The 12497-nt window shown below is 61.5% G+C and carries 10 protein-coding genes; all 10 read right to left on the minus strand.

Annotation, left to right across the window (positions count from 1 at the left end):
* Positions 1 to 43: 43 nt before the first annotated feature.
* The 10 genes from C4J83_RS28320 to pilH all read right to left on the minus strand — a co-directional run bounded on the left by C4J83_RS28320 (position 44) and on the right by pilH (position 12497).
* The gene (locus tag C4J83_RS28320; RefSeq protein ID WP_124418653.1) at positions 44 to 472 is read right to left on the minus strand and encodes a hypothetical protein; all 429 of its coding nucleotides are present in this window, start codon (positions 470 to 472) and stop codon (positions 44 to 46) included.
* Entirely contained in the window at positions 435 to 1064 is a 630-nt protein-coding gene (locus tag C4J83_RS28325) for a nucleotidyltransferase domain-containing protein (RefSeq protein WP_124418654.1), read from the minus strand. Before C4J83_RS28325 ends, C4J83_RS28320 begins: the two co-directional genes overlap by 38 nt.
* 286 nt (positions 1065 to 1350) lie before the next feature.
* The gene (locus C4J83_RS28330) at positions 1351 to 1590 is read right to left on the minus strand and encodes a DUF6124 family protein (RefSeq protein WP_124418655.1); all 240 of its coding nucleotides are present in this window, start codon (positions 1588 to 1590) and stop codon (positions 1351 to 1353) included.
* Positions 1591 to 1919: 329 nt separating this feature from the next.
* Entirely contained in the window at positions 1920 to 2339 is a 420-nt protein-coding gene (locus tag C4J83_RS28335) for a hypothetical protein (protein ID WP_124418656.1), read from the minus strand.
* Complete coding sequence (locus C4J83_RS28340) at positions 2317 to 2700, minus strand: polymorphic toxin type 44 domain-containing protein (protein WP_124418657.1); 384 nt, start codon at positions 2698 to 2700, stop codon at positions 2317 to 2319. The genes C4J83_RS28335 and C4J83_RS28340 overlap by 23 nt, the downstream gene beginning before the upstream one ends.
* A 412-nt stretch (positions 2701 to 3112) precedes the next feature.
* Positions 3113 to 3568, minus strand: coding sequence for a chemotaxis protein CheW (locus C4J83_RS28345; protein ID WP_124418658.1), 456 nt, complete (start codon positions 3566 to 3568; stop codon positions 3113 to 3115).
* Positions 3561 to 9377 (minus strand): hybrid sensor histidine kinase/response regulator, encoded by a 5817-nt coding sequence (locus C4J83_RS28350; RefSeq protein WP_124418659.1) that lies wholly within the window; start codon positions 9375 to 9377, stop codon positions 3561 to 3563. The genes C4J83_RS28345 and C4J83_RS28350 overlap by 8 nt, the downstream gene beginning before the upstream one ends.
* A gap of 169 nt (positions 9378 to 9546) precedes the next feature.
* A complete protein-coding gene (locus C4J83_RS28360; protein ID WP_119737461.1) occupies positions 9547 to 11598 on the minus strand; it encodes a methyl-accepting chemotaxis protein in 2052 nt (683 codons plus the stop codon).
* Positions 11595 to 12119, minus strand: coding sequence for a chemotaxis protein CheW (locus C4J83_RS28365; protein ID WP_119737459.1), 525 nt, complete (start codon positions 12117 to 12119; stop codon positions 11595 to 11597). Before C4J83_RS28365 ends, C4J83_RS28360 begins: the two co-directional genes overlap by 4 nt.
* Before the next feature lie 12 nt (positions 12120 to 12131).
* Positions 12132 to 12497 carry a twitching motility response regulator PilH gene (gene pilH / locus C4J83_RS28370; protein ID WP_003234583.1) on the minus strand — a complete coding sequence of 122 codons (366 nt, stop codon included), beginning with the start codon at positions 12495 to 12497 and terminating at the stop codon, positions 12132 to 12134.

Consider the following 12497-nt stretch of genomic DNA (forward strand, 5'->3'; position numbering starts at 1 on the left):
CTCCCACATTTGTTCGGTGGTGTTCAGGGAAATCTCATCATTGTCACCAATGGTCAGCCAACAAGTTTTCCACTTCATTCAGCAGTACTGTCGCGCCATCCATCAACTGCCCCAGCAACGCCTCGTCCTCATCCATATACCCTTCATATTCCGCCAGGTTTCGGCGTTCATGACACAACGCCAGTAACCTCACCTGCACCCTGTTCACGTCGGCGGAGTGAATCAGACATTGAAAGACCAGATAGCGTTTTTCAGAACGATAACCCTGCAGGCGCAAAGCCGTGAGCGCGATAGCGTGGGCGGCGTTGTAGGCCAAGTCGAAACGACTGGCGAACGATAGCTGTGGATTACCCGCATCCGTTAACCGGTCCCGTGCTGAGCGCATCAGCCCATCACACTCCTTGCGATCCGGCGGCTCAGCCTTCAAGCCACCACTACGTTGCAGATTCTCCAGATTGGCTTTGCTGTCCATCCATGGATTCCAGGGGGTTGGCCCCAATCAGATTGATCTTTTCCTGTGCCAAGACCCGCTGCACAAAACTGTTCCCGGCATTCCATTTGCCGATCCAGTCCTCGGGGGTGTAAAGCGTCGGGTTGATGGTGCGGCCCAGCTGCTCTTCCAGCGGCATGAGCTGCTCCATGACTTCACTGTAGTTGAGGCTTTCGCCGATCAGCATCAGATCTATGTCACTGGATGAGTGCGCCTCACCCCTGGCGATGGAGCCGTAGATAAAGGCCCAGGTTATCTGCTCCACGAACGGTGCCAATGCATTGCGCAAGGGTTCGTCCAGGCTCAGGGTCTTGCGCACGATGGCCAGCAACTCCGAGTAAATCGGGCATTGGGGGTTTGCTTGGTAGTGGGTCTGATTGCCTTGGCGCGTCATGCTCAAGATGCCCGCCAGCTGCAACCGCTCCAGCTCGCGGGTAAGGCTACCCTTGCCCACCTGGGCCCAGCGCGCGATTTCATTGGTGAAGAAACTTTGATCGGGCTTGCCGAAAAGCAGGCCCAGCACTTTCTGCTGGGTGTTGGTGAAGAGTGCAGTACTGAGCGGCAAGGTTTGCATGGCAACGGCCAAAGAGTCCCAAAAAGGGAACGATAGGTCCCTTTTTGGGAACGATCAAGTGTTAGGCGGTTGAGATACAGGAAACGATCAATCAGCAAATACTGGGTTCGAGCCGAATGAAGAACAAAATGTGGGAGCGGGCTTGCTCGCGAATGCGGTGGGTCAGTGACACATGTACCGACTGACACCCTGCATTCGCGAGCAAGCCCGCTCCCACATTTGTTCGGTGGTGGGTGTTAGATAGCGGTGCCAAGCAGGGACCGATCAATCTCTGTTTGGGGCCGCTTCAACCTACCTGCGCAGGGCTGACGTGTTCCAGCGCTCTATCGACCAGCAACTGACCCAACTCGGCCAGTTGCTGAATGCCGAGCATGATTGCGCGCTGGGAGTTGTCCAGGTTGAAGGCAAGATTGCAGGTCATGGCGTTTAGCGACGATAAGGTTTCGCTGGCGTTGACCAGTAGAGCTTCGGTGTTTTGGTGTGGGTTGACGGTGAAGAGAGGCGGATTAGGGGTGGGTTTAGCCATGATTTACAGCTCCGATATGTGATGGAGGCTGCCCTCATCCGCTTGCACGCGAAATAGGGTGGCAGCCGTGCGCAGGTGTGCAAGACCGGGCATATCGGACCCCGGCAGACTCCAAGGAGTCTCCCGCGCACAGCCGCCATAACAAATACAGCAGGCATAAAAAACGCCCGTTGGATGGCTATGGGCGTTGGTGCGCCGACATGTAACCGGACTTGCACGTCCGTGTCACCGTTTTTTCGATGACGGGACGAAGACTAGCCGCCATGGCTACCCACAACAAGTTCATGTACAGCCCGAAATCTTGCAGGAAGAATCCGAAGACTGGCCCATCACAAAGCCATCATCACCTTGACCGCTCCAAGGCCCTCCAGCGCATAGCTGTGGTACTCATAGACCTTCCCCTGAATGATCAGGTGCAGCGCACCGCCCTCATCACTCACTTGAACATCGGGCTCTTTGGTTTTCAGAAAAGGATGTGCAGACACTAATGCGGTGAGTATTTCCTGATCACTCCCCAAGTCCTCATGGACGTAGTACCTGTAGGAAAATCCTACCGTCGCACCGCCCTGGCCGTCTCGCGCACCGTATATAGAGGTGCCGTTGCCCAATGAATGCTTCAACACCACTTCATCCAGATCCGGTGTTCCGGACGACAGGATCCAACTGCCACCGATATAGATCAGGCAGACCACAAGCAGGCAATTACGCAGAAACGGTATGAGGCGCTTAGTGGCCTTGCGAAATTGCATATTCAATACCTTTTCTTATCCAATATTGGTCCCGAGGGTCATCACCAAAAGGCTCACCGCCCCACCATGTTCCAAAATCCGGGAGGGTGGTTTTTGCGACGGTTTGAGCCACACCGGCGGCTCGCAGCAATACATTCTCGGGAATGCCCAACACCGTGCCTGTGGCACCGTAATTGAAGTTACCAAAAGCCTCATACTCGCGCCCTCGCCTCTTGTAGTTCCATGGGCCAGCAGCCCTGACCTGAGAATAAAACCAGGAATAGGCGAATGCCGAGCCCGGTTTGAGATGAGTACGTTTGCATCGAGATATCGCAATGTTTTCAAAAATTGAAACACCGGGCGGCATTAACGGTACGGCCATTTGCAGATCCTTGCAGGCACTGAGGAGCGCAGAAGCTAGCCACTCCACTCAGGCCTGAAAACCCGCTTAATCCAAATGCAGAACTCGCCTACAGCAACTCCATCCCATTCCGACATGTGAGCGATCAACCCTCATCATTAGCAGATCCGAAATGGCGATAAGGTACGATCATCAACGACAATTTTTTGTCACGAAAACCCTAACGTTTGATTGAATTTGATAACACATCCACTGTTCGCGCCGAAAACGATAAAAAGCATAAGAGGCGACTGAGCGGTTTGCGCGATTGAACACAATTCAGTGTGGGAGCTGGCTTGCCTGCGATGGCGTGGGTCAGTTGTTGATGCAGTGACTGACACTCCGCCATGGCAGGCAAGCCAGCTCCCACAGTGGATCTTCACAAGGATTACGCTCAGGCGAGGCCGGATTCGACCAACAACGCTTCAAGCCCCATCAAATCCGGCACCTTCGCCACATGCTCGCCCACCTGCACCGCCGCCAGTTCCAGCGGGCACAGCGGCACGTCGACATAACTCAGCTGACTATCCAACTTGTACGAACGCGGAATCCCCTGAATCACCATCGCAATAAACTTCAACGTCGGCCGCCCGCCCAGCGCGTTCAGCACCACAATCCGCGAGCGCTCGCCGGTCACGCTGGCTTCACCGCACACGGCTTCAAAGCTGATCAGCGGCAATTGCCGATCGCGCCATGTCACTTGCCGCAGGTACCACGGCGGCGAGTCGCTGGCGGGTTCCCCGCGTTGGAAGTCGATCAGTTCGGCGATGGCGACGTTGGGCAGCACCAGGTGGCGGTCGGCCAGGGGCAGCAGCAGACCGGTGAGTTGGCTGGTGCGATGGTCAAGCATGGGACTTGCTCCAGTAGGCGATGCTTTCCAGCAGCACCGACTCTTGGTACGGCTTGCCGAGGTAGTCGTTGACGCCAATGGCCATGGCACGGTCGCGGTGCTTCTGGCCGGTGCGCGAGGTGATCATGATGATCGGCAGGCGCATCAGCCGGGGGTCGTTGCGCACCTGAATCGCCACTTCGAAGCCGTCCATGCGCGGCATTTCGATGTCGAGCAGCATCAGGTCCGGGGTGTGTTCTTCGAGCAAGGCGATGGCGTCGATGCCGTCTTTGGCGGTGAGCACGTTCATGCCGTTGCGCTCCAGCAGGCGGCTGGTGACTTTGCGCACGGTGACCGAGTCGTCTACCACCAGCACCAGCAGCGGGCGCTTTTTCAGCGGGTCGTTGAGGACCAGTGGCGCGTCCACCGACTGCGCCGGCAACGCCGGTTGGCGGGCGCGGATATGCGCCAGCAAATCGATAATCAGCACGACGCGACCATCGCCCAGAATCGTCGCCCCGGACAACCCCTGCACCCCGGCAAACTGCGGCCCCAGGCCCTTGACCACGATCTCGCGCGTACCGGCCATGGCGTCCACGTGCACCGCCACGCGTCGCTCGTTGCATTGCACCAGCAACACCGGCACTGGCTGGTATTGGCCGAGCAGTTTCGGCCGGGCGACGGTGTGCAGCAGGTCGCCGAGGTAGAACAACTCATAGCGCTGACCAGCGTATTCATAGCGCGGCGGGTCTTGCTGATAGTGCCCGGCCAGCTCGTGGGGCAACACGCGCACCAGGCCTTCGATGGTGTTGAGCGGGATCGCATATTGGTCGTCCGCGCATTGCACCATCAGCGCGCGATTGACCGACACGGTAAACGGCAGGCGAATGCGAAAGTGCACGCCCGCACCCGGCGTCGAGTCGATGAACATCGAGCCACCGAGCTGGCGCACTTCTTCGTGCACCACGTCCATGCCCACGCCGCGCCCGGAAATCTGGGTGATTTTTTCGGCGGTGGAAAAGCCCGGCTGCAGGATAAACTGCAACACGTCGCGGTCGCTCATGTCTTGATCAGGCGCGAGCAGGCCGCGCTTGATCGCCTTGCGCCGCACCGCGTCCAGGGGCACACCGGCACCGTCGTCGCGCATGTCGAAGACGATATCGCCGCCTTCGTGGGTCAGGTCCAGGCTGATCCGGCCCTTCTCGGGTTTACCGGCCAACACGCGCGCCTCGCGGGACTCCAGGCCATGGTCGACGGCATTGCGCAGCATATGCTCCAGCGGCGCCACCATGCGTTCCAGCACGTTGCGGTCCATCTCGCCTTCGGCATTGCCGACCACAAATTCAACGTCCTTGCCCAACTCCTCCGCCACCTGGCGCACGATGCGCTTGAGGCGCGGCAGCATGCGCTCAAACGGCACCATGCGCGTACGCATCAGGCCTTCCTGCAACTCGGTGTTGATGCGCGCCTGTTGCTGCAACAGGTTGTGTGCATCCCCGTTGCGACGGTCGAGGGTTTCCTTGAGGTCCAGCAGGTCAGAGGCCGATTCGGACAGCGCACGCGACAACTGCTGCAGCTGCGAATGACGGTCCATTTCCAGCGGGTCGAACTCTTCATAACCCAAGCGCTCGGCCTCGGCCTGCTGACGACTGAGAATGCGGCCCTGGGTTTCGGTGTCGAGGCGGCGCAGTTGGTCACGCATGCGCTCGATGGTGGTTTCGACTTCGTTGAGGGCGATACGCGCGTCGTTGACTTGCTGCTCGATACGGCCACGGAAGATCGAGGTTTCACCGGCCAGGTTGACCAGATCATCAAGCAAGTCGGCGGAAATCTTCACCATGTCGGCGCCGGGGTCCACCGCCGCGTCGGCCTTGCCGGCCGGCAAGGCCACGGGCGCCAGCGGCTCATCACCGGGGTGCACCAGGCTTCTGATGCGCTCGATGAGTTTATCCACCGACCCCACCGGCAAACCGCCCGCCACCGCGTCGATCATCTGCGCCAGGCGGTCATGGCAGCCTTGCAGCAAGGCGAACAGTTCCGGCGACGGCGCGAGCAAACCGGCAGACAAGCCTTCGTAGAGAAACTCCAGTTCATGGGCCAAATCGCCAATCGGCCCGATTTCGACCATGCGCGCGCCGCCCTTGAGGGTGTGCAAGTCGCGCAGCAAGGTTTCCACCTCCTGGCGATTGCTCGGCTCGGCCTGCCAACGCAGCAACGCGCTGCTTGAACTGTCGAGAATGTCGGCGGCTTCTTCGAGGAAGATATCCAACAACTCGGGATCAGCCGCTGCGGTTTCAGGTTCTGTGGGCGCAGTGGCGGGCGCGTTGTTCTGGCGCAACGCGCGCAACTGAGCGATCAAATCACTGGAGTCGCTCAGGGGTTGGTGGTCTTGCAATTGATCGAGCTGCAAGGCCAGCCGCTCATGGCTGGCCATCAATACTTGGGACAGTTCGGTCGAGTAACTGTAGCGGCGGTCCACCAGGCCTTCGTACAGGCATTCCAGCTCATGGGCGAGGTCGCCAATCGGGCCGATTTCGGCCATGCGCGCGCCGCCCTTGAGGGTGTGCAGGTCACGCTGCAACGACGACAACGGCGCCGCGCTGTCCGGTTCCAGCAGCCAGCGTTTAAGCGACTGCCCGGCACTGTCGAGGATGTCCACTGCCTCTTCCAGGAAAATCTCGACGATCTCGTCGTCCATCGCCGTGTCCTGGCCCAACCGGGCCGTGGCGGCGCCCAGTTCGGAAATACTCGGGGCGCGCCCGCCGTCGCTTTTGATCAGGCCGGTAGCGGACGGGTCGAGGGCTTCATCCAGCAGTTCGCGCAGGGCGTCTACCCGCGCCGGCGCCGGGTTGATTTCCTGGCCGGCCGCCAGTTGGTCGAGCATGTTGATCAGCGCTTCATGGGCCTGTTCGGCCTCATGGAAAAACCGTTCGCTGACCGCCAGGCTGCTCTCTTCCACAGCGCCATAGAGGTCGAGCAAGGCTTCGCAGAGTTCGTCGATGGCGTGCAGGTCGGCGATGTGCGCGCCCTCGCCCAGGGTGGTCAATTCGTCCAGCAGCGCGGTCAGCTCCTGGCGTTCGCCGGGGTGTTGCTGCCAGCGGCGCAGCAGGCTTTCGGCGTCCAGCAGGATGTCCATGCCCTGGGCCAGGAAGTTGCTGATCAGTTGCGGGTCGCGCTTGATGCGCAGCCCGGTGTTGGGCGCGTCGAGCAAGGCTTGCAGCTGTTGGTCGAGCAGGCTTTGCGTGCGGCTGATCAAATCCGGCGCGCCCTTGATCGGCACCAGCGGATTACTGTCCAGCTGACGCAACCCGCGCTGGAACAGGCCTTCGGCTTCCAGCAGCAGTTCCACTTCATCCAGGTCCAGCGGCAGGCGGTGGGCCTTGTATTCGCGGGTCAGGTGATCGAGCGGTCGCGCCAGTTCGGCCATCGGCAACACGCCGGCCATGTAGGCACTGCCCTTGAGGGTGTGCAGGGCACGTTGCAGTTCATCGCTGACTTGCAGCGGCACATGCTCGGCGGCCTGTTGCAGAAAGTGGTTGAGGCTTTCCAGGTGGCTCTGGGCTTCGTTGCGAAAGATCTCCAGCAACATCGGGTCATGGGGCTCTGCGACCGGTTGAGTGCCGCTGGCCAAGGCGTGGGCACGGGCCGCCAGGGCGTCGACTTCGTCGCGCTGGCGTTGGTCGTCGGCCGCAAAGTCGGCGATCAGCTCCGGCAGCAAGGCCACGGCTTCATCCAGCACGTGTTGCACCTCGGCGTCGAGCGCCACGCTGCGTTCGAGCACGCGGTTAAGCAGGTTTTCCACCGCCCAGGCCAGCTCGGCCAGTACCAGGGCGCGGACCATCCGGCCGCTGCCTTTGAGCGTGTGGAAGGCACGCCGCATCTCGCTTTGGGCGGTTTTGTCCGCGCTGTTGGGCAAGTAGCGATGCAACACGTCGAGGACTTCGTCGGTTTCTTCGAGGAAGACTTCGCGCAGCTCATCGTCGATGGACGCTTCACCGGCCGGCGGCGGCAGCAGGCTGCCGGGGCGGTGCTGGGCGGGTGGGTTCAGGCGCGACGTGGGGCTGGCCAATGCATCGAACTGGGACTGGCTCGGCGCGCTCTCGCTCGACAATGCCCCATCCGGCGCGACCAGCGCTTGGCGCCAAGGCTTTTCGACCGGCAGGTAGCCGAGTGCAGCCAGGCCTTGGGTGGCCAGCTCCAGCACGCGTTCGCCGGCGGCGTCGGGGTCCTGGAGCATGCGTTCCAGGTAGTATTCGAGGCTGCTGACCACGTCGGCGAAATGCGCCAGCTGCGCTTCGGGCGGCGGCGCAGCGCTGGTCATCAACTGTTCATCGACATAGTGGGTGCAACCACGCATCAAGCTCGCCGCGCGCGGCAGCGGAATCATCGCCAACGCACCGCGCACCTGGCTGAGCAGCTCGGGCAGCGACTCCAGGCGCTGGCGGTCCCAATCGGCCTCAAGGCAATCGATCACCAGCTCTTTGGCCTGACGCAAGCATTGGCAGGATTCGCGGATCACCAATTGATGAATCTGGGTCAGGTCGGTGGTAGGCAGGCGGCTTTCTTCACGGCTTTCCGGCTCGACGGTGCCCACCATGCCCGCCAGCGTGGCCTCGACGTAGAGCAAGGCGCCGGCAACATCCATCAACACCGCGTCATTGGGTTCGCGCTGGCCCTGCACCAGGCTCAGCACCACCGCAAGCTGATCGATGATGACCTTACGCGGCTGGCCGAAGCCCAGCACCGCCAAGGTGTCGGCGATCTGGCGCAGTGGCGCCAGCAAGGCATCGAGGTCGTTGGTGTGTTGGCGGTCGCTGCGCACGAACAGGTCGAGGCGCTCCTTGACACGCACCAGCTCCTCGCACAAGGCGCCGAGCACCGAGCCCATGGCATTGCGGTCAGGTCCAGCCAAACGTGCACGCTCGGCATCGACCACCGCGCTGTCGGGCAAGGCTTCATCCAGCCCGTATCGTTCCTTTAGGCTTTGCATGCGCGGCGTCGGCCGGGTGACCTTGGCCACGTAGAACAACAGGCTTTTTAGCAGCTCATCCGGCGCTGGCTGGTTGATGCCGCCGATGCCCTGGGCCAGCAGGCGCTTGAGTTGCTTGTCGCTGGCCTTGAGCAGGCTGCGCAGCGCCGGGCTGTTGGCGATCACGCCGGTGAGCATGCCTTCGACCAGCGCCGAGGTGACTTGCCACAATGGCAGCAATGGCGCGCCCTGGCACAGCGCTTCGAGGCGCGCGAACACCCGCGCCATGTCTTCCAGGTTGCTGGGGCCGTGGTCTTCGCGCAACAGCCCGGCCAGGGCCTGTTGCAGTAATTGATGCCACTGGCGCAGTTGCTCGTGAAGGTCCGGCAGCATGCGCTGGGCCAAGGCCTCGTCGGGCAACGGCGCAATCGACAACAGTTGCGGGCTGAACAGGCTGGTCTCCGACAGCAGGCTTTCACCGCGCGCACTGCGCAGGTCGTTGAGCAGCGGCAACACCACCAATGGCAGGTCGCGGCGGGCGCTGTGCACGCGGTCGAGGTACAGCGGCAGCTGGCCGAGGGCCTGTTGCAGCAGGCGGATGCTTTCATCACGCTGGCTGACGCGCTCGGCTTGCAGGGCCAGGGCCAGTGCTTCGATCTCTTCGGCCAGCAGCGCCGCGCCGTAGAACTCGACCATTTGCAGCGCGCCATGCACTTGGTGGATGCCGGCCAGGCACTCGGCAATGGCGTCGCTGTCGCGGGTTTCGACAAACGTGTCCAGCGCCGAACGGGCCTGTTTCAGGGTTTCGGCAATGTCGCCCTTGACCCATTCGAGGGCCACGTAGTCGTGCCGATCAACCATAACTGCTCCGCTTAGAATTCGTGAATTGCGTGTGTTGCCAAGATCTCAAATCAAAAGGAGATCCAATGTGGGAGCGGGCTTGCTCGCGAAAGCGGTGGGCCAGCTAATAGATCAGCTGACTGATACACCGCATTCGCGAGCAAGCCCGCTCCCACAGTTGGATAGCATTTCAATCGTCCACCTGCTTGGCGGCTGGCAACGTGAAACCCGACACCGAACGCCGCAACTGGCTGGCCATTTTTGCCAGGTTGCCGATGCTCTCCGCCGTGGCGGTCGAGCCCGATGACGTCTGCGTGGTGATCTGCTGGATCACGTTCATCGTCAGGGAAATCTGCCCCGCCGACGAGGTCTGTTGCTGCGCCGCGTTGGAAATACTCTGGATCAACGCTGCCAGGGTTTTCGACACGCCTTCGATCTCTTCCAGCGCCACCCCGGCGTCTTGCGCCAGCCGCGCGCCACGCACCACTTCGGTGGTGGTCTGTTCCATGGAAATAACCGCTTCGTTGGTGTCGGTCTGGATCGCCCGCACCAGGGTTTCAATTTGGCGTGTGGCGGCGGACGAGCGCTCGGCCAACCGCTGCACTTCGTCGGCCACCACGGCAAACCCGCGCCCGGCATCACCGGCCATGCTCGCCTGGATCGCGGCGTTGAGGGCAAGGATGTTGGTCTGATCGGCAATGTCGTCGATCAGGCTGACGATGTCGCCAATCTCCTGGGACGACTCGCCCAGGCGTTTGATGCGCTTGGCGGTGTCTTGAATCTGCTCGCGAATGTTGTCCATGCCGTGGATGGTGTTGTGCACCACCTCATTGCCCTTGTTGGCGATTTCCACCGAGCGCTCCGCCACCGCCGAAGACTCGGCGGCGTTGGCCGACACCTGGTCGATGGATTGGGCCATCTGGTTGATCGCGGTAGAAGCCTCGGCGATTTGCTGGGCCTGATGCTCCGAGGCCTGGGCCAGGTGCATGGCGGTGGCCTGGGTTTCCTGCACCGCGCCGGCCACTTGCCCGGCCGTGAGGTTGATGGTCGCCACCAGATCGCGCAGCTGGTCCACGGAATAATTGATGGAGTCGGCGATGGTGCCGGTGAAGTCTTCGGTGACCGAGGCGGTCACCGTCAGGTCACCATCGGCCAGGTCCTCGATTTCATCGAGCAGGCGCATGATCGCGTTCTGGTTGCGCTCGTTTTTCTCGGCGGTTTCATGCAGCTGGCGGTTGGTCTCGCGCACCATCACCAGGCCGATCAGAATGATGGAGGTCAGCGCCAGCAAGCCCAATACGTAGCCGCCGATGGTGTCGAAGCTGCGCCCGCTGGCGAGGTTTTCAAACCCGGTGGCCAGGTGCGAGGCTTCATCGAGCAGGGTTTGCGACAGGTTGAAAATATTGCTCGCCGAGGCGCGTACCTGGAACAGCTGCGGCGAGGTTTCGAGAATTTCATCCACGGAGCCGGAGACAAATTCAAACAGCTCGGCGATTTCCGCCAGCCGCGCACGGGCGTCGTGGTCTTCAACCTGAGCAATGCGCAGGCCGGCGTTGCCCTGGAGCATGCCGTTAAGCACTTGGCCAAAACGGTTGGCGTCGCGGCCAAAGGCATCGGCGGCCTGCACCGAGGTTTCGTCGCCGGCCAACACGGTATTGACTGCGCCGAGGATGCGTTCGGCCAGTAATGATTGGCGCTGGGCCAACACCACCTGGCTGGCCGGGGCGCCGCGTTGCAGCAGAATGTCGACGACCTTTTCCGATTCCATCTGCAATTGCGGCACGGTTTCGGCAAGGGTCGCGGCCACTTGGTGCAACGACAACACGGTCTGTTCGCTGGCCAGGATCGCGTCGGTGTTTTTCAGCAGCGCTTCCCAGTCGGTCTGCACCGCGCGCATTTCGGCGCGTACCGCGTTGGGTGCAGCCGGCAGGCCGGTCTCGGTATCGCCTTTTTTCAGATAGCCCCAGCGCTGGGCGAAGTCGTTGCGTGCATCGCCCAGCAGCTTGAACGCGGCCGCCTTGCCGGCGGCGGCTTCGGTGGCGTTCTTGGCGATGCGCTGGGACAGCACGCGCAGCTCACCGGCGTGGCCGATGTACTGTTTGTCGTACGTGGACTGGGTATTGAGGTACGCGAAGTTGGCGAACAACAGCATGATGAACACGATCAGCGCGATAAACAGCACGATGATCTGCGAACGGCTGCGCGATGCGGCTTGCGGTTTGGGCGTGGTTGCGGTGGTCATGCGGCGACATCCATGAAGCCTGGGGCCTGGGCCAAAGCGAAGGGGCTGAAGACCTGCCACAGCTGGTCACTGTCGAACTGGCCCTGGATAAACGGCGCGGTGGGCGCGGTGCTCGCCAACAGTGCGTCTTGTGCGAAATGCTGCATGCCCACCACCTCGTCCACCAGCAGCCCGACAAACAAGTCGTTGAATTCCACCACCAGCACCCGCCGTTGCTTGCGGGCCCTGGACAGCCCGAGGTCGAGGAACCCGCCCAGGTCCATCACCGGCAGTAAACGCCCACGCAGGTTGGCCACGCCTTTGACCCAGGGCTTGACGCCGGGCATCAAGGTGCAGCGCGGTTCATGCAACACCTCGGCGACTTCGCCCATCGGCGCCACGTACCAATACGGCCCCAGGCGAAAACCGATCCCGCTCCAACGTTGCAGGCGGGTTTCCTGGGACGGCAGGTCGGCGGCCAGCAGGCGGCAGCGGCGGTCGATGTCCAGCAGCAGCTCGAAGGCGGTTTGTGACTCGGTCATGATGGCGTGCCGTCAGCCGGCCAACACCTTGTTCAGGGTGGCGATCAGGGTGTCTTCGTCCACGGGTTTGGTCAGGTAATCCTTGGCGCCCTGGCGCGCGCCCCAGATCTTGTCGGTTTCCTGATCCTTGGTGGTGATGATGATGATCGGGATACCGTTGGTTTCCGGCTCCTTGGACAGCTGGCGGGTGGCCTGGAAGCCATTGAGGCCCGGCATCACGATGTCCATCAGCACGGCGTCGGGCTTTTCCTGACGGGCCAGGGCCACGCCGTCCGCGCCGTTTTCGGCTTTGAGGACCTGGTGGCCGTGCTTTTCCAGCATGCCGGTCAGTTTGTACATTTCGGTCGGCGAATCGTCGACGATCAGAACACGTGCCAT

The sequence above is a fragment of the Pseudomonas sp. LBUM920 genome (genome assembly GCF_003852315.1).
In the GTDB taxonomy this organism is placed as follows: domain Bacteria; phylum Pseudomonadota; class Gammaproteobacteria; order Pseudomonadales; family Pseudomonadaceae; genus Aquipseudomonas.

What these genes read in the sequence shown, in the direction of transcription:
- C4J83_RS28320 (WP_124418653.1), bottom strand. Translation starts at nt 472, where the DNA reads ATGGACAGCAAAGCCAATCTGGAGAATCTGCAACGTAGTGGTGGCTTG.
- C4J83_RS28325 (WP_124418654.1), bottom strand. Translation starts at nt 1,064, where the DNA reads ATGCAAACCTTGCCGCTCAGTACTGCACTCTTCACCAACACCCAGCAG.
- C4J83_RS28330 (WP_124418655.1), bottom strand. Translation starts at nt 1,590, where the DNA reads ATGGCTAAACCCACCCCTAATCCGCCTCTCTTCACCGTCAACCCACAC.
- C4J83_RS28335 (WP_124418656.1), bottom strand. Translation starts at nt 2,339, where the DNA reads ATGCAATTTCGCAAGGCCACTAAGCGCCTCATACCGTTTCTGCGTAAT.
- C4J83_RS28340 (WP_124418657.1), bottom strand. Translation starts at nt 2,700, where the DNA reads ATGGCCGTACCGTTAATGCCGCCCGGTGTTTCAATTTTTGAAAACATT.
- C4J83_RS28345 (WP_124418658.1), bottom strand. Translation starts at nt 3,568, where the DNA reads ATGCTTGACCATCGCACCAGCCAACTCACCGGTCTGCTGCTGCCCCTG.
- C4J83_RS28350 (WP_124418659.1), bottom strand. Translation starts at nt 9,377, where the DNA reads ATGGTTGATCGGCACGACTACGTGGCCCTCGAATGGGTCAAGGGCGAC.
- C4J83_RS28360 (WP_119737461.1), bottom strand. Translation starts at nt 11,598, where the DNA reads ATGACCACCGCAACCACGCCCAAACCGCAAGCCGCATCGCGCAGCCGT.
- C4J83_RS28365 (WP_119737459.1), bottom strand. Translation starts at nt 12,119, where the DNA reads ATGACCGAGTCACAAACCGCCTTCGAGCTGCTGCTGGACATCGACCGC.
- pilH (WP_003234583.1), bottom strand. Translation starts at nt 12,497, where the DNA reads ATGGCACGTGTTCTGATCGTCGACGATTCGCCGACCGAAATGTACAAA.